This is a genomic window from Nocardioides taihuensis (genome assembly GCF_042657275.1).
Taxonomy (GTDB): Bacteria; Actinomycetota; Actinomycetes; order Propionibacteriales; family Nocardioidaceae; genus Nocardioides; species Nocardioides taihuensis.
The window spans coordinates 111,761-127,928 of record NZ_JBHSKD010000004.1 but is presented as its reverse complement, the minus strand read 5'-3'; the positions used below and the strand labels follow the sequence as shown (position 1 = coordinate 127,928).

16 protein-coding genes and 1 tRNA gene are annotated in these 16,168 nt (G+C 73.8%); 6 read left to right on the top strand and 11 right to left on the bottom strand.

The window, feature by feature from the left end:
- The first annotated feature begins 136 nt into the window (after nt 1-136).
- Nucleotides 137-988 carry a pyridoxal kinase PdxY gene (gene pdxY, locus ACFPGP_RS03740; protein ID WP_378587065.1) on the top strand — a complete coding sequence of 284 codons (852 nt, stop codon included), beginning with the start codon at nt 137-139 and terminating at the stop codon, nt 986-988.
- 82 nt (nt 989-1,070) lie between these two features.
- On the opposite strand, the gene ACFPGP_RS03735 is transcribed toward pdxY, so the two are convergent.
- The 3 genes from ACFPGP_RS03735 to ACFPGP_RS03725 all read right to left on the bottom strand — a co-directional run bounded on the left by ACFPGP_RS03735 (nt 1,071) and on the right by ACFPGP_RS03725 (nt 2,752).
- Nucleotides 1,071-1,146, bottom strand: a tRNA-Thr gene (locus ACFPGP_RS03735).
- A gap of 56 nt (nt 1,147-1,202) precedes the next feature.
- The gene (locus tag ACFPGP_RS03730) at nt 1,203-2,090 is read right to left on the bottom strand and encodes a transketolase family protein (RefSeq protein WP_378587062.1); all 888 of its coding nucleotides are present in this window, start codon (nt 2,088-2,090) and stop codon (nt 1,203-1,205) included.
- Nucleotides 2,087-2,752 carry a thiamine pyrophosphate-dependent enzyme gene (locus ACFPGP_RS03725; protein ID WP_378587060.1) on the bottom strand — a complete coding sequence of 222 codons (666 nt, stop codon included), beginning with the start codon at nt 2,750-2,752 and terminating at the stop codon, nt 2,087-2,089. The genes ACFPGP_RS03730 and ACFPGP_RS03725 overlap by 4 nt, the downstream gene beginning before the upstream one ends.
- A 52-nt stretch (nt 2,753-2,804) precedes the next feature.
- Between ACFPGP_RS03725 and soxR the strand changes: the two genes are divergently transcribed.
- Both soxR and ACFPGP_RS03715 read left to right on the top strand, forming a co-directional pair.
- Nucleotides 2,805-3,242: a redox-sensitive transcriptional activator SoxR gene (soxR, locus tag ACFPGP_RS03720; protein ID WP_378587057.1), complete on the top strand. Its 438-nt coding sequence runs from the start codon at nt 2,805-2,807 to the stop codon at nt 3,240-3,242.
- Between the two features lie 62 nt (nt 3,243-3,304).
- Nucleotides 3,305-4,561: a DUF4032 domain-containing protein gene (locus ACFPGP_RS03715; protein WP_378587054.1), complete on the top strand. Its 1,257-nt coding sequence runs from the start codon at nt 3,305-3,307 to the stop codon at nt 4,559-4,561.
- A gap of 28 nt (nt 4,562-4,589) precedes the next feature.
- Here the strand turns inward: ACFPGP_RS03715 and ACFPGP_RS03710 are convergent, their stop codons facing one another.
- The gene (locus tag ACFPGP_RS03710) at nt 4,590-4,967 is read right to left on the bottom strand and encodes a hypothetical protein (protein ID WP_378587051.1); all 378 of its coding nucleotides are present in this window, start codon (nt 4,965-4,967) and stop codon (nt 4,590-4,592) included.
- 149 nt (nt 4,968-5,116) lie between these two features.
- Complete coding sequence (locus ACFPGP_RS03705) at nt 5,117-6,265, bottom strand: acyl-CoA dehydrogenase family protein (RefSeq protein ID WP_378587049.1); 1,149 nt, start codon at nt 6,263-6,265, stop codon at nt 5,117-5,119.
- A gap of 170 nt (nt 6,266-6,435) precedes the next feature.
- Between ACFPGP_RS03705 and ACFPGP_RS03700 the strand changes: the two genes are divergently transcribed.
- Nucleotides 6,436-7,389, top strand: coding sequence for a type IV toxin-antitoxin system AbiEi family antitoxin domain-containing protein (locus ACFPGP_RS03700; RefSeq protein ID WP_378587046.1), 954 nt, complete (start codon nt 6,436-6,438; stop codon nt 7,387-7,389).
- Nucleotides 7,390-7,454: 65 nt separating this feature from the next.
- On the opposite strand, the gene ACFPGP_RS03695 is transcribed toward ACFPGP_RS03700, so the two are convergent.
- From ACFPGP_RS03695 to cysS, 3 genes are read right to left on the bottom strand one after another with little or no spacing between them, the layout of a single operon-like run.
- Nucleotides 7,455-8,993: a metallophosphoesterase gene (locus ACFPGP_RS03695; RefSeq protein WP_378587044.1), complete on the bottom strand. Its 1,539-nt coding sequence runs from the start codon at nt 8,991-8,993 to the stop codon at nt 7,455-7,457.
- A gap of 25 nt (nt 8,994-9,018) precedes the next feature.
- A complete protein-coding gene (rlmB, locus tag ACFPGP_RS03690; protein WP_378587042.1) occupies nt 9,019-9,963 on the bottom strand; it encodes a 23S rRNA (guanosine(2251)-2'-O)-methyltransferase RlmB in 945 nt (314 codons plus the stop codon).
- 1 nt (nt 9,964) lies between these two features.
- Entirely contained in the window at nt 9,965-11,371 is a 1,407-nt protein-coding gene (cysS, locus tag ACFPGP_RS03685) for a cysteine--tRNA ligase (protein WP_378587040.1), read from the bottom strand.
- Between the two features lie 133 nt (nt 11,372-11,504).
- Here cysS and ACFPGP_RS03680 point away from each other — a divergent pair, with 133 nt between their 5' ends.
- Nucleotides 11,505-12,776 (top strand): peptidase C39 family protein, encoded by a 1,272-nt coding sequence (locus ACFPGP_RS03680; protein ID WP_378587037.1) that lies wholly within the window; start codon nt 11,505-11,507, stop codon nt 12,774-12,776.
- 18 nt (nt 12,777-12,794) lie between these two features.
- Here ACFPGP_RS03680 and ACFPGP_RS03675 read toward each other — a convergent pair whose 3' ends face one another.
- Nucleotides 12,795-13,580, bottom strand: a complete 786-nt coding sequence (locus tag ACFPGP_RS03675; protein WP_378587034.1) for an SDR family NAD(P)-dependent oxidoreductase — start codon at nt 13,578-13,580, stop codon at nt 12,795-12,797.
- Between the two features lie 26 nt (nt 13,581-13,606).
- The gene (locus ACFPGP_RS03670) at nt 13,607-15,172 is read right to left on the bottom strand and encodes a molybdopterin-dependent oxidoreductase (RefSeq protein WP_378587031.1); all 1,566 of its coding nucleotides are present in this window, start codon (nt 15,170-15,172) and stop codon (nt 13,607-13,609) included.
- A 32-nt stretch (nt 15,173-15,204) separates the two neighbouring features.
- Between ACFPGP_RS03670 and ispF the strand changes: the two genes are divergently transcribed.
- Complete coding sequence (gene ispF, locus ACFPGP_RS03665) at nt 15,205-15,717, top strand: 2-C-methyl-D-erythritol 2,4-cyclodiphosphate synthase (protein WP_378587027.1); 513 nt, start codon at nt 15,205-15,207, stop codon at nt 15,715-15,717.
- 15 nt (nt 15,718-15,732) lie between these two features.
- Here ispF and nirD read toward each other — a convergent pair whose 3' ends face one another.
- Nucleotides 15,733-16,089: a nitrite reductase small subunit NirD gene (gene nirD, locus ACFPGP_RS03660; protein WP_378587024.1), complete on the bottom strand. Its 357-nt coding sequence runs from the start codon at nt 16,087-16,089 to the stop codon at nt 15,733-15,735.
- Nucleotides 16,090-16,168: the final 79 nt, after the last annotated feature.

The following is a 16,168-nucleotide window of genomic DNA, read 5'->3' as shown; positions in this document are numbered from 1 at the left end:
GTCAGCGGACTCGTGGCTCGGGCACGTCACGACCGCGCGGCGGCCCCACCACGGCAGACTGTAACGCGTTCTATTTTTGGCGGGAAGGGGTTGCACCGGACCGTCAGGAGCTGACCGGTCCGGGTAAATTCGCCGGGTGCAGGTCCTCTCCGTGCAGTCCTCGGTCGCGTACGGCCACGTCGGCAACTCGGCCGCCGTCTTCCCCCTCCAGCGCCTCGGGCACGAGGTGTGGCCGGTGATCACCGTCCACTTCTCCAACCACACCGGGTACGGCGCGTGGCGCGGGCCGCTGCTCGCGCCGTCCGACGTCGCCGAGGTGATCGCGGGGATCGACGACCGCGGCGCGCTGGCCGGTGTCGACGCGGTGCTGTCGGGCTACCAGGGCGACCCGGCGATGGGGCAGGTGATCCTCGACGCCGTGGCCCGCGTCAAGGAGCTCAACCCCGACGCCGTCTACTGCTGCGACCCGGTGATGGGTGACGTGGGGCGCGGCATGTTCGTGCGCCCCGGCATCCCGGAGTTCTTCCGCGACACCGTCGTGCCCCGCGCCGACGTGCTCGCCCCCAACCACTTCGAGCTCGACTTCCTCGCCGACCGCGAGACCCGCACCCTCGACCAGGTCCTCGAGGCGGTCGACGTCGTCCGCGAGCGCGGTCCGCACGACGTGCTCGTGACCAGCGTCCTGCACGACGACCTGCCCGCCGACTCGCTCGACATGGTCGCTGTCTCGGACGCCGGCGCCTGGGCGGTGACCACCCCGCTGCTGCCGATCACCCCCAACGGCTGCGGCGACCTCACCACGGCGCTCTACCTCGCCCACCTGCACACCTCGGGCTCCCCCGGCACGGCCCTCGCGGCCACGGCGTCGTCGGTCTACGCCGTGCTCGAGGCCACGATCGCCGCCGGCACCCGCGAGATCCAGCTGATCGCCGCCCAGGAGGCCATCGCGGCGCCGGCCGGGACGTTCGAGGTGCGCCGGCTGCGCTGAGGCCGCCCCCGCCAGCGTCATACGGTCTGCCAGCCAGGACCCGCAGGACGTATGACGCTTCGACTGGTCCGCGCCGAGGCACTGGAGCCGGTGACAGGAGTCGAACCCGCGACATTTCGCTTACAAGGCGAACGCTCTACCAACTGAGCTACACCGGCCTCGCCCCGCACCGGTGGCCCGGGCGGAGCGCGGCCCACATGCTAGTCGGCGCGCCTCACGCGGCCGGCGCCAGGAAGGCACCGATCGAGCGCCGCAGCCCGGCGACGTCGAGGCCGTGGGCGGCGACGTGGTCCTCCGGGGTGCCGTAGCGGCGGTGCTCCTCGCGGCCGACACCGAGCGCGAGAAGCCGGTGCGGGCGGTCGCGCAGGGCGTCGGCGACCACGCGGGACGACGTCCCGGCCAGCCACGGCTCGACGAGGACCACCTCGGGCGTGGCGAGCACGGCCCGCAGACCCGCGGCGTCGAAGGGGCGCACGGTGTGCGCGTAGAGCACGGTCACGTCGAGGTCGGCCGTCGCCGCGAGCACGTCGTCGAGCACCGGGCCGAGCGTGACGACCGTCGGCCCCCACCCCCGGCGTACGACGTGGAAGCCGCCCTCGGGCCGCGACTCGGCGTTGGTCTGCCCGACCACTCTCACGTAGTGGAGGCCGTCGCCGGCGACCACCCGCCGGAGGACGGCGTCGACCTCGAGCGCGGTGCCCGGGGCGTGGACCTGCACCCCGGGCAGGGTGTCCATCAGCGCGACGTCGCCCGGCGACTGGTGGGTGCGGCCCGCGCTCGCGGCGTCGAAGGAACCGCCCGAGCCCACCAGGACGCCCCCGACGTCCTGGTGCCCGAAGCCGAGCTTGATCTGCTCGAAGGCCCGCTCGACGAGGAACGAGCCGAAGGTGTGCACGACCGGTCGCATCCCCGTCAGCGCCATCCCCGCGCCGACGCTGACCAGCAGCTGCTCGCGGATGCCGACGTTCACGACGCGGTCCGGGTGGGCGGCCTCGACCTCGCGGAGGAACTGGCCGGAGATCTCGGCGTACACCAGCGCGACCGACGGGTCGCTGGCGACGAGGTCGGCGGCGGTGCGGGCGAACTGGAGACGGGGGTTCACGACAGGCCCTCCACGGTGGCGACGACGACGTTGGGGCGGCCGACCGGCCGGTGCGACAGCACCTTCTCGAGCGCGTCGGCGTCGCGGCCGTCGACGGTGACCGCCTCCCACCCCTCGACCAGGAACCGCTGCTCGATCCGGCCCGGCACGGCGTAGGACGCCGACCGGTTGTCGACGACGACGGCGGTCAGCGCGTCGAGCGACAGCGCGGCCGCGAGCTCGATCGCCTCGTGGTTGCTGCCCTCGTCGAGCTCGGCGTCACCCACCAGCACCACCACCCGCGAGCCGATGCCCTGCGCACGCAGCCCGAGCGCGGTGCCGACGGCCAGCGGCAGCCCGTGCCCGAGCGAGCCCGAGCCGATCTCGACGCCGGGCACCAGGTTGCGGTCGGGGTGGTAGCCGAGCGGTGAGTCGTACGACGCCCAGCCGGCCAGCCACTCCTCCGGGAGGAAGCCGCGCTCGGCCAGCACCGCGTAGTAGGCCGCCGGGCCGTGCCCCTTGGAGAGGTAGAACCGGTCGCGGCGGCGGTCGCCCGCCGTCTCCGGAGAGACGTCGAGCACGCGCTCGTAGAGCACGCGGAGCACGGTCAGCGTCGACGAGGACGCCGCAGCGTGCTTCTCGTCGCCGGTGAGCAGTCCCATCAGCCTGTCGATCTCGGTCATGCGCCCATCGTCAGACTTGAAGTTCACTTCAGGTCAAGCCACGCTGGCCTGCATGACCCACGAGCTCACGATCGGCCAGCTCGCGGAGCGCTCCGGGGTGGCGCCCTCCGCGCTGCGCTTCTACGAGGACCGCGGGCTCCTACGCTCGCACCGGACGGTCGGCAACCAGCGCCGCTACGACCAGGCAGAGCTGCGACGGGTGGCGTTCGTGCGAACGGCCCAGCAGGTCGGCCTGAGCCTGGAGGAGATCGCCGAGGCGCTGGCCTCGCTGCCGAAGAACCGCACCCCCACCAAGGCCGACTGGACCCGCCTCAGCCGCAGCTGGCGCCCCCGGATCGACGAGCGGATCGCGCGCCTCGAGCGGCTGCGCGACCGGCTCGACGGCTGCATCGGGTGCGGCTGCCTCAGCCTGCGCACCTGCCGCCTGCGCAACCCCGACGACGAGGTCGCCGACCGCGGCCCGGGCCCCGTGCTGCTCGACGAGGACTGAGTGGCCCGACGAACAGCAGCACCCGCCCGGCGCCGGGCGCCGTGACCCCTACGCTGGAACCCATGCCCCCCGCCACGGGCGCACTGCGGATCGTCGCCAGCCGCCCCGACCCCGCCATCGTCGGCCTGCCCTGGAGCACGCCGCTCGAGGAGTGGACCGACGACGTCTGCATCGCCCTCCCCCGCGGCCTCTCGCGCCACGTCGTCCGGATCGTGCGCCTCGGCGACCGCGTCTACGCGGTCAAGGAGACCACCGAGGAGATGGCGTTCCGGGAGTACCGGATGCTCCGCGACCTGCAGCGCATGGGCCTGCCGGCCGTCTCGCCGCAGGGTGTCGTGACCGGCCGCCACGACAGGTCCGGCGAGGAGCTGCCGGCGGCGCTGCTCACCGAGCACCTGCGCTTCTCCCTGCCCTACCGCAGCCTCTTCAGCCACGGCCTCTCGGCCGAGAGCCTCCCGTCGCTGGTCGACGCCCTCGTCGTGCTGCTCGTGCGCCTGCACCTCGCCGACTTCTACTGGGGCGACGTCTCGCTCTCCAACGTGCTGTTCCGCCGCAGCGCGGGCGGCTTCGCGGCGTACCTCGTCGACGCCGAGACCGGCGAGCTGCGCCCGGCCCTGTCGCGGCAGCTCCGGGAGTACGACGTGACCGTCGGCCAGGAGAACGTCTTCGGCGAGCTGCTCGACCTGCAGGCCAGCGAGTCGCTCGACCACCACGTCGAGGCCCACGACATCGTGGAGATGATCGGCGAGCGGTACGCCGCGCTGTGGGCGGAGCTGACCGGCGAGGAGGAGTTCCGCGCCGACGAGATGTGGCGGATGTCCCAGCGCGTCGAACGGCTCAACGACCTCGGGTTCGACATCGACGAGCTCGACATCGTCACCGACTTCGACGGCGACCGGGTGCGGATCCAGCCCAAGGTCGTCGAGCTCGGCCACCACCGCCGCGAGCTGCAGTCGCTGACCGGCCTCGACGTCGAGGACGCCCAGGCCCGCCGCCTGCTCAACGACATCGCGGCCTTCACCGCCTCGCTCGACCTCGGCCGCGAGGACCGCACCCTGGTCGCCAACCGCTGGCTGACCGAGATCTACGAGCCGGTCGTGACGATGGTGCCGCCCGCCGCGCGAGGCAAGCTCGAGCCCGCGGAGGTCTTCCACGAGGTGCTGGTGCACCGCTGGTACCTCTCCGAGCGCGCCGGCCACGAGGTCGACATCTTCGAGACCGCGCGCGACTACATCGACACCGTGCTGGCCGAGAAGCCCGACGAGGCGGTCACCGCGCCCCAGGGCGGGGAGCTCGTCGATCCGGAGGTGGCCGGCTGACCCCGTGTCCGGCCCCGGTGGCCGGGACTCACCAGGTCAGGTCTCGTCGGTGACGTCCAAGCGCGATGCCGGCCAAGGCACGCCGGTCCTCGCGCGAGGCGGCACGGTCCTCCTCAGCGTGCTCACGGTCGAGCACGGCCTGCCGTCGCTCGGGCAGGTGCTGGCCGTAGGAAGCTCCGGGGTCGAGCATCTCGGCGAGGTCCACGTCACGCTCGCGCTGCTCGGCCTCGGCGTCGCGTGCTGCCGAGGCGGCGTCCCGCGCGTCGGCTGCAGCCAGGATCGAGCGCACCTCCAGCAGCCGCTGGGCAAAGGCCTCCTCGCGGGCCCGGACGTCGTCCGCCCACTGCTCGAGCTCGAGAGTGCGGCTGGACAGATCGTCGTCGCGCCCTCTGCGGCGCGTCCTCATGTCATCGAGTGAACCACGTCCCGGGGCGATACGGCAGCCCTCGCGCGCAGGACGCCGGAGATCAGGGCCGGCACACCCGGCACGGCGCCGAGGTGGGAGAAATGGTCGGCCGAGGTGGGAGAAATGGCGACGCGAGGTGGCGGAGATGGTCAGCGCAGGAGGTCGCGCCCGATGACCATCCGCTGGATCTGGTTGGTGCCCTCGAAGATCTGCGTCACCTTGGCGTCGCGGAAGAGCCGCTCGACCGGGTAGTCGCGCGTGTAGCCGTTGCCGCCGAGCACCTGGACGGCGTCCGTGGTCACCCGCATGGCGGCGTCGGTGGCGGTGAGCTTGGCGATGCTCGCCTGGCGCGAGAAGGGCCGCCCGGCGTCCTTGAGGCGGGCGGCGTGGAGGTACGTCGCGCGGGAGCGCTCGGCCGCGGCCGCCATGTCGGCGAGCAGGAACTGCATGCCCTGCAGGTGCCCGATCGGCTTGCCGAACTGCTCGCGCTCCCCGGCGTACGCGACCGCGTGGGCCAGTGCCGCCTGGGCGATGCCGGTGGCGACCGCGGCGATGCCGAGCCGGCCGGCGTCGAGGGCCGAGAGCGCGACCTTCATGCCGGCGCCCTCCTCCCCGATCCGCTGGTCGGCGGGCACGCGGGCACCGTCGAAGAGCACCTGGGTGGTCACGTCGCAGGCCAGGCCCATCTTCTTCTCGGGCGTGCCGAAGCTCATGCCGGCGGTGTCGGCGGGCACCACGAACGCCGACAGCCCGCGGCGCGGGTCGTCGCCCGTGCGCGCGAAGAGGATGTAGTAGTCGGCGCACGAGCCGTTGCTGATCCACTGCTTGGTGCCGGACACGACGTACTCGTCGCCCTCGCGCACGGCGCGCGTCCTGATGCTGCTCACGTCGGAACCGGCTTGCGGCTCCGAGAGGCAGTAGGCCCCCAGCCAGTCGCCCGAGAGCATCTGCGGCAGCCAGCGCTCGACCTGGGCGGGCTCGGCGTTGGTCGCGAGCACGCTCGCGGTCAGGGTGTGCACGCTCATGCCGACGCCGACGCTGGGCCAGGCGGCCGCGATCTCCTCGACGACCTGGAGGTACACCTCGTACGGCTGCGCGCCGCCGCCGTGCTCCTCCGGGAACGGCAGCGCGAGCAGGCCGCTGCGACCCAGCAGCCGGTACGCCGCCTCCGGGAACTCCCCGGCCGCCTCGGCCTCGTCGACCTGCGGAGCCAGCTCCTTCGCCGCCAGCTCCCGGGTCAGCGCCAGGAGCTCCCCGGCTTCCTCGCTGGGCAGCAGTCGCTCCACGTCCGTCGGCACCCGCCCACTCTAGGCACCCCCGCCGAGGTGGGGGAAATGGCGACCCGAGGTGGGAGAAATGGCGACCCGAAGTGGGTGGAATGGCGATGGCCTGTGGACACAGACGCGGTTGTCCACAGGGGCACACGACGGCGTGATTGGTCGCTGACGTCGACGGGGAGCACCGAAGCATGGACCTTCCCGACCGCCCCTTCACCACGTCCGAGATCGACGCGCTCGGCATCACCCGCAGCCAGCTGCGGACCTTGGTGCTCAACGGCGACGTGCGGCGTCCGCTGCACGGCGTCTACTGCCCCTCGCACCTTCCCGACACAAGGGAGCTGAGGGCCCGCTGCGCTGCCCTCGTCCTCCCACCGCACACGGTCGTCTGTGACAGATCGGCAGCCTGGATCCACGGCGTCGACACCTTCGACCTGACCGAGCGCGTACTCCCACCGCCCCTCGAGGTCGTTGCCACGGGTGGCCGCGACCGGTCGCGCCGCACCGAGCTGTACGGCGGCAAACGGCGCCTGCGCCGAGACGAGGTGACCACGGTCGAAGGCGTGCGCGTGACCACGCCACTCCGCACAGCCTGCGATCTGGCCCGGCTGCGCGGCCGGCACTCGTCGCTCGCCGTGCTCGACGCCTTCATGCGGACGCACGGGATCACCCGCGCAGACCTTGATCGCGTGCTGCCGAGGTTCCGCGGCCAGCGCGGCGTCGTACAGCTCAGGCAGCTGGTCCCGCTCGCATCGCCGCTCAGGGAGTCGACCGGGGAGTCGTTCACCGCCATGACGATCCACGACGCAGGTCTCCCACCGCCCACGCCACAGCTGTGGCTCGAGCTGGACGGCTACGGCTGGGTGCGGCTCGACCACGCCTACGAGCAACTGAAGATCGCCATCGAGTACGACGGCGAGGAGCACCACTCCAGCGAGTCCGACCGAGCTCACGACAGGATGAGGCGTGAGGCCCTCGAGGCCGCTGGGTGGATCGTCATCGTGGTCCGCAAGAGCGACTTCACCAGCGAGGCGAGCGACCTGTGGTTGCGCCGGTTACGTCGCGCCATCGACGAGCGGCGACACGAGCACCGTCGCCGCTATTCGCGCGGCGAGCAGATGCGCCCGCGGCGCAGGACCCGGTGACCATTTCTCCCACCTCGCGTCGCCATTTCTCCCACCTCGCGTCGCCATTTCTCCCACCTCGGCGGTCAGGGGGTCGGTGTGGGGGTTGCGGGGAGGGGGGTGGGGAGGGCGGGGTCGGTGGGGGCGAGGGGTTCGTAGCGCAGGGGGTCGAGGTCGCCGTTGGTCTTGACGACGACGGGCTGGACGCCGACGGGGCGGCCGTCGCGGTAGGTGAGCAGGGTGACCATCGCGTCGCGACGGGGCTTGGAGCCGACGGCGATGGCGTACGCCGCGCCGCCGGTGGTGCCGGTCGTGTAGGAGTAGCCGAGCGCGCCGTTCGCGCCCTCGACGGGCGTCGGGCCCAGGCGCAGGTGGAGGTGCCCGCCGACGACGAGGTCCGCGCAACCGCGGGCCAGGGTCTCCGCACCGAGGTTCGCGTCGTGGACGAGCAGGGTGGTGACCCGGCGCGGCGAGTCGCACGCCGCGTCGGCGAGGCGGCTGCCGACCTCCTCGAACGACAGGCCCTCCTCGTCCTTCCAGCTCCCCAGGCCGCTCGAGCGGGGGTCGGCCACGCCCAGCAGGGTCACGTCGCCGGGGCCCCAGACGACCTGGCCGTCGAGCATCGTCCAGCCCTCGCCGGCGAGGTAGTCGGCGACGAAGTCGCCCTGGTCGTGGTTGCCGGCGACGCCCCAGCGCGGGAGGTCGGAGAACGCCGCGTTCACGGAGTCGAGGCTGAAGGCCTCCCAGCTCTCGCCGACCGAGGTGTCGTCACCGGCGTCGAAGACCGCCGTCGCCCCGCCGGCGTCGCCGATCGCGCGGGCCACGGCATCCATGCCGATGTTGTCGTGCCGGTCGGACACGAGCGTGACGACGGTGTCGCCGGGCTCGGGCTGGTGCAGCTCGAGGTCCGCGGCGCGCTCGGCGACGTCGGCGTAGAAGACCTTGCTCTTCTCGAAGGTGTCGACCGCGCTCTCGATCAGCCGGTGCGTCCCGCTGACCGTCGCCCCCGTGCTGACCTCGATACCCGCGGCCGCGTCGGGGGTGGGTACGCCGGGTCCGAGGAAGTCCGCGAGCGACTGCCACCCCTCGTCCCCCGGGGTCGGCTCACCCGACTCGCCCGGGTTGATGACCAGGATCAGCAGCACCGAGCCGGCGACCACCGCCACGAACCCGCGCCGCGAGACCGCCAGGTGGCCCAGCTCGCGCCGGCGGGTCGGGCCCAGCAGCCACCACAGCGCGATCGGCGCCAGCCCCACGAGCGCGCCCTTCACGAACGCCGCGAGCGCCATGCTCCGGATCGAGTCGCGGATCTTCACGACCTGCCCCTCGGGCTGGCTGGCGATGAAGGCGTACCGCTCGACGAGCTCGTCGACCGAGGAGACCTCGGTCTTGCCGAGGGTGACGTCCGCGCCGACCTCGCTGCCGGACGACAGCCGGAAGTCCGGGAGCACCGGCCCGGTGTGCAGCACGACGTACCCGTCGAGCGTCGGCCGCAGCTCGGCCTCGTGGCTCGCGAGCACGACCGTGCGGCTGCTGCCCAGGAAGAACAGCAACCCCGTCGCCACGGTCACCACCAGCCACACGAGGACCAGCAGCGTGCCGCGGATCAGTCGTCCGCGCGCCACCGCTCCAACGTACCGACCGCGGGCGTCAAGCCCGCGAGCGCGCCACGGCGTACAGCGCCACGCTGGCCGCGACGCCGGCGTTCAGCGACTCCACCTGGTTGGCCATCGGGATCGACACCAGCTGGTCGCAGGTCTCGGCCACGAGCCGCGCCAGGCCCTTGTCCTCCGACCCGACCACGACCACGAGCGGTCCGTCGCCGAGCTCGAGGTCGGGCAGCGAGACGTCGCCGTCCGCGGCCAGCCCGATCACCATGCAGCCGGCCGCCTGGTACGCCTTGAGCTGGCGCACCAGGTTGACCGTCTGGGCCACCGGCATCCGCGCGGCAGCGCCGGCGCTGGTCTTCCACGCCGCGGCGGTCATGCCCGCGGCGCGACGCTCGGGGATGAGCACGCCGTGCGCGCCGAAGCCCGCGGCGCTGCGCACGACCGCGCCGAGGTTGCGCGGGTCGGTCACCGAGTCGAGCGCCACGATCAGCGGCGGCTCGCCCAGCTCCGCGGCGCGCTCGAGCAGGTCGTCGGGGTGGGCGTACTCGTACGACGGGAGCCGCGCGGCGAGCCCTTGGTGGACGGCGCCGCCGGTCATCCGGTCGAGCTCGTTCTTGGTGACCTCGAGCAGGCTGATCCCCTGCTCGGCGACCAGGCGGAACGCCTCGCGCAGGCGGCCGTCGCGCTCGGTGCCCTCGGCGACGTACACCCCGGCCACCGGCACGCCGGCGCGCAGCACCTCGACGACGCTGTTGCGGCCGGCGACCCACTCGGCGTCGGTCGACCGCGGCTTGCGCTTGGGCCGGGCAGCCTCGCGCTGCTCCTCCTTGACCCGCTGCTTGTAGACCTTGTGGTTGGGGCGGTCCTTGGCCTTGGGCGTGGGGCCCCTGCCCTCGAGCCCGCGCTTGACACGCCCGCCGGAGCCGGCGGTCGGCCCCTTCGACGACTTGCGCACCGAACCCTTGCGCTGGGAGTTGCCTGCCACGTCAGCCCTCCTCGGCGACGTGCCACGTGGGCCCGTCGGGGGTGTCCTCGATGTCGATGCCCGCGGCCTTGATCCGGTCACGGATGGCGTCCGCCGTGGCGAAGTCGCGCGCTGCCCGGGCCTGTGCGCGCTGCTCGAGCAGCCCGCCGACGAGCCGGTCGACGACCTCCAGCAGCCGCTCGTCGTTGCCGCCGGTGCCCGGCCAGGACGGATCGGCGGGGTCGAGCCCGAGCACGGCGAGCATCGCGCGCACCGAGGCGGCGACCTCGACGGCGGCCGCGGGGTCGGCGGCGAGGACGCTGTTGCCGTGCCGGACGGTGTCGTGCAGGACGGCGATCGCGGCCGGCGTGCCGAGATCGTCGTCCATCGCCGCCGCGAAGGCGTCAGGGACCTGCGCGGCGACGTCGGCGCCACCGGCCCGCTCGAGGAAGCTCTCGATGCGCCGGAACGCCGAGGCCGCCTCGTCGAGCGCCTCGTGGGAGAACTCGACCGTGGAGCGGTAGTGCGCGCTGACCATGTAGTAGCGCAGCTCGATGCCGCGCACGCGCTCGAGCACGACCGGGACCAGCAGCGAGTTGCCGAGCGACTTGCTCATCTTCTCGCCGGCGGTGGTGATCCAGGCGTTGTGCATCCAGTACGACGCGAACGGTCGCCCGGCCGCGCGGGACTGCGCCTGCTCGTTCTCGTGGTGCGGGAAGCGCAGGTCGACGCCGCCGCCGTGGATGTCGAAGGCGGGGCCGAGGTACTTGCCGGCCATGGCCGAGCACTCGATGTGCCAGCCCGGGCGTCCGGGGCCCCACGGGGAGGGCCACGCGGCCGTCGCGGGCTCCGTCTCCTTCTTGTGGCCCTTCCAGAGCGCGAAGTCGCGCGGGTCGCGCTTGCCGCGCGGGTCGGCGTCCTCCGCCGCCTCCATCTCGTCGACCCGCTGCCGCGTCAGCTCGCCGTACGACGGCCACGAGCGGACGTCGAAGTAGACGTCACCCGAGCCGTCCTCGGCCGCGTAGGCGTGGCCCTTCGCGACGAGCTCGGCGATCAGCTCGACGATCTCGGGGATGTGGCCGGTGGCGCCGGGCTCGTACGTCGGCGGCTGCACGTTGATCGCGGCCAGCGCGCGGTCGAGCTCGAGCCGCATCGTGTAGGCGATGTTGAACCACGGCCGGCCCTGCTCCTCGGCCTTGGCAAGGATCTTGTCGTCGATGTCGGTGACGTTGCGGATGAACGTGACGTCGTAGCCGGAGGCGGCCAGCCAGCGGCGCAGCACGTCGAAGTTGACCGCCGACCGCACGTGCCCGACGTGCGGCTCGGACTGCACCGTCAGCCCGCAGACGTAGATGCCCGCCTTCCCCTCCTCGAGGGGTGCGAAGTCCCTGACCTCGCGGGTCGCGGTGTCGTACAGCCGGAAGCTCACCCGCCGAGTCTAGGGTCGCCGGCGCCGCGGCCACGCATCGGCGCAGGAGGGTGCAATTCACGGGTTGACCCGCGAAATGGGTGGCCTGAGTGACTCCTGTGACAGGAGTGACCGTTCGCCCTACCGTGGTCGGGTGACCCGTCGACAAGCCGCCCTGGCGGCCCTCCTCGCGCTGGCGCTCGCCACCCCGCAGGCCGCGACCGCCACGGCCACGACCGCCGGCGCCGCCCCCGTCTCCACGCCCCGCGTCGCCACCCGGCACGTCGACTACCACGCCTGGGACACGCAGGCCCGGCTCGCGGACGGCCGCGCCACCGGGGTCGAGGTCCGCCGGGGCGCGGTCACGGTCGCCGCGGAGCCCGCGGGTCACCGCAAGTACGACGGTCGCCGCTACGCGACCGGCCGCTGGGTGTCGCCGTGGCACGCGCCCGGGTTCGGCTACACCGAGCTGGTCGCGTCGTGGCAGGCCCGCACCCCGGGCGACAGCTTCGTCGAGGTCGCGGTCCGCGGGCGCACCGCCGCCGGGCGGGTCAGCAGCTGGGACCTCCTCGGCCGCTGGGCCGCCGGCGACCGCCACGTCGACCGTCGGACCGTCAGCGGGCAGTCCGACGACCTCGCCGGGGTCGCCGTGGACACCTGGCGGGTCGAGCCCGACCGGGGCCTGGCCGGCTACCAGCTCCGCGTCACCCTCCTCCGCGGCCGCGGCTCCACCGGACCCGTCGTCGACGGCCTCGGCGCCGTCGCCAGCCGCCTCCCGGCCACCGCCCCCGGCACCTCCCGCCCCGGCCCCGGCTCGGGCACCGTGCTCGACGTCCCGCGTTACTCCCAGATGGTCCACTCCGGCCACTACCCACGCTGGGGCGGCGGCGGGCAGGCGTGGTGCTCGCCGACGTCGACCTCGATGGTGCTCGGCTACTACGACGCCCTGCCGCCGGCGAAGGCCTGGTCGTGGATCCCCGACGGCCACACCGACCCCTGGGTCGACTTCGCCGCCCGCGCCACCTACGACCACGGCTACGACGGCACCGGCAACTGGCCGTTCAACACGGCGTACGCCGCCACCCGCACCGGCCACGCCTTCGTCACCCGCCTGCGCAACCTGCGCGAGGCCGGCCGCTTCATCGAGGCCGGCATCCCCGTCGTCGCGTCGATCTCCTTCGGCTCCGGCGAGCTCGACGGCGCCCCGATCTCGGCCTCCGACGGCCACCTGCTCGTCGTCGTCGGCTTCACCCGCGCGGGCGACGTGGTCGTCAACGACCCGGCCGCGCAGCACCGCCGGGGCGTGCGCCGCACCTACGACCGCGCGCAATTCGAGGACGCCTGGCTGCCCACCTCGGGCGGCACCGCCTACATCGTGCGCGACGACACACACCCGCTCCCGACCGGAGCCAGCCCCGGCTGGTGACCCGCCGCGCCCGGCCCCTCAGACACCGTAGCCCCCGTCGACGTCCAGCTTCTGCCCGGAGATGAACCCCGCCCGGTCCGAGGCCAGGAAGCACACCGCCTCCGCGACGTCGGCGGCGTGGCCGAACCGCCGCAGCGGGATCCGTGACCGCGCCACCTCCAGCGCCTCGGGCGACAGGTCGCCCGACGCGATCAGCCGCACCGCCATCCCGTCGTTCAGCATCCCGGGCCCGACGCAGTTCACCCGGACGCCGAACCGCCCCTCCTCGGCCGCCAGCGCCCGCACCAGCGCCTCGACCGCGCCCTTCGGCGCGGACGACAGCCCGTCGCGCACGGGGTAGCGCGTCGTCGCCGCCGTCGTCACCGCCACCACCGAGCCCCGGCTGTGCCGCAAGTGCGGCAGCGCGGGCTGCACGACGTTGAAGAAGCCGGCCGCGTCGGCCAGCAGCTGGGCGGCCATGGTCGCGGGCGCGACGTTCGACAGGTGCGCCATCGGCACGTGCGGCCCTGCCGCGTGCACCAGCGTGTGCAGGCCGCCGTGCTCCTCCACGACGGCGTCGACCACAGCCGCGCAGTCCTCGTCCGAGGTCACGTCGAGCTGGTACGACGACGCGCGCACGCCCCACTCGCGCGCCGAGGTGACCGCGGCACCGGCGCCGTCCGCGCTGGTGTGGAAGGTGACGGCGACGTGCGCCCCGCGGCGCGCCAGCAGGCGGGCGATCGGCAGCCCGAGCCCGCCGCTGCCGCCGACCACCAGCGCGGCGCCGCGGTGTCCGGCGAAGTCGCGCACGCCCGGGTCCACCATGTCGCTCGTTCTCCCGTCGGTGGCGGTCAGGCGTCGGGTTCGCTGACCGTGAAGTCGACACTGTGCCAGCCCGTGGCGCCGTCGGGGAGCACGTCCTGCTCGACGCCGGTCTGCACCTGCCCGCCCTTGCTGGTCGCCCGCACCCGCACGGTGTGGTCGCCCGGGTCGAGCGACAGCGACGTCGACCACTGCACCCAGGTGTCGACGCTCGGCACCGACGCCAGCGTGCAGGGCTGCCAGGGGCCGCCGTCGACGGCGATCTCGACGCCCTCGATGCCGGTGTGCTGCTCCCACGCGACCCCGCCGAAGACCACCGGCGCGTCGCCGGGCACGTCCGACCCCGACCGCGGCACGTCGACCCGCGAGGCGATCTTCACCGGCGCCTGCTCGGCCCACCCCTTGCCGACCCAGTAGGCCTCGATGTCGTCGAACCGGGTGACCTCGAGGTCGACCAGCCACTTGCACGCGGAGACGTAGCCGTAGAGACCCGGCACGACCATCCGCACCGGGAAGCCGTGGTCGATCGGCAGCGGCTCGCCGTTCATCGCCACCGCCAGGAGCGCGTCGCGGTCGTCGGTCAGCGCGGCGAGCGGGGTGCCGCACGTCCAGCCGTCGTCGGAGGTCTGCAGCACGGCGTCGGCGCCGGGCCGGACGCCGGCCTCGGCGAGCAGGTCGGCGACCCGCACTCCGCTCCACCAGGCGTTGCCGATCAGGTCGCCGCCGACGCGGTTGGACACGCAGCTGAGCGTCACCCACGCCTCGGTGCGCTCGCGCGCCAGCAGGTCGTCGAACCCGATCTCGAGCGGGTTGTCCACGAGCCCGTGGATCCGCAGCCGCCAGTTCCGCGGCTCGATGCTCGGCACCACGATCGCGGTGTGCACGCGGTAGAAGTCGTCGTTCGGCGTCTCCCACGGCGTGATGTCGGCGACCCCGGCGCGGACGCCGCGCGGCAGCACCGGCTCGGTGACCCCGGGCAGCCGCAGCAGACGGCGGGTCTCCTCGACCTGCCGGCGGCCCGCGCCGACCACGCGCCCGGCGCCGGAGACGACGACCGACACCGCGGCGATCGCGCCGGCGCGCAGCAGGAAGCCGCGCCGCGTCGCGAGGGCGACCCCGTCCGGACCGCCCGTGCTCTCGTCCGCGGCCCCGGCTGCGGGGTCGAGCCGGCGCAGCGGGTCGGCGAGCAGCGAGAGCACCACCACCCAGGTCACGAAGCCGAGGGTCAGCGGCAGGAACGCCAGCGGCGAGGCCGCGGGCTGCATCGACACGGCGACCACGCCGGCGGTGGCCAGCGCGAGGTAGACCGCCACCGGCGCCCACCACGAGCGGGCCGCCAGCCGCCCGGCCCAGGCGAAGGCGCCGGCCAGGAAGACCAGGATGACGACCACGAGCACCGGCTTGTCCCAGGTGCCGAGGACGCCGATCGCCCCCTCGGCGGCCGCGCCCGGGGTCGCGCGGATGACGAGCTCGGCCACCGCGACGACCGGCGAGTCGCGGATCGACATGGCCATCGCGACGGCGTAGCTGACCGCCACCCCTGCCAGCCCGGCCACCAGCCCGGCCAGCGACCACGCGCTGCGCACCGACCTCACCCTGCCGATTCTGTCTCAGGCATGATCAGGACGTGCAGAACTCCCCCTCACCCGCGGACCGCCGGACGGCGCCCGTCCCGCGCGTCGGTGTCGGCACCGACGTCCACCGGTTGGTCGCGGGGGTCCCGATGCACCTCGCCGGGCTGGCCTGGCCCGACGAGCCCGCGGGGCTGGAGGGGCACTCCGACGCGGACGTCGCCGCGCACGCCCTCTGCGACGCGCTGCTGAGCGCCGCCGGGCTCGGTGACCTCGGCTCCACCTTCGGCACCAGCGACCCCGCCTGGGCCGGCGCCGCGGGCACCGCGCTGCTTGAGGAGACCGCGCGCCGGGTGCGCGAGGCCGGCTTCAGCATCGGCAACGCCGCCGTCCAGGTCGTCGGCAACCGGCCGCGGCTCGGCCCGCGCCGGGAGGAAGCGGTCGCGGTGCTCTCGGCGGCGATCGGCGCCCCGGTCTCGCTGTCGGCCACGACGACCGACGGGCTCGGCCTGACCGGCCGTGGCGAGGGCGTCGCGGCGGTGGCCACCGCGCTCGTCGTCCCCGACTGAGTTCGCCTCGCGCCGTCAGGAGTGCGCGGCGTGCCGCGGACCCACCAGCACCACGCCCTCGACCACCCGCACCTCGAAGACCGCCACCGACGCGTGCTCGTCGTCGAGGCAGCGCCCCGTGCGCAGGTCGAAGGCGTGCCCGTGCGCGGGCGACCCGACGAACGGCACCTCGCCGCGGTGGCCGACGATCCCGCGGGCGAGACCCGAGGCGTGCGCGAACGGGTCGTGGTTGCCCAGCGCGAAGACCTCGTCGCCCGCGAGCCGGAACAGCGCGACCGCCTGGCCGTGCACCAGCGCGGTCGCCCCCCGCCCGACCTCGAGCTCGGTGAGCCGGCACACGGGGTGCCAGTCCTCCACCGGCTCCGCCGTCATGCCCCGACGCTAGGAGGCGCGTGTCAAGCCGCTGTTTCCCGGCGCCCTCCCCGTGCAACAAGCAGGTAAACAAGCCCGG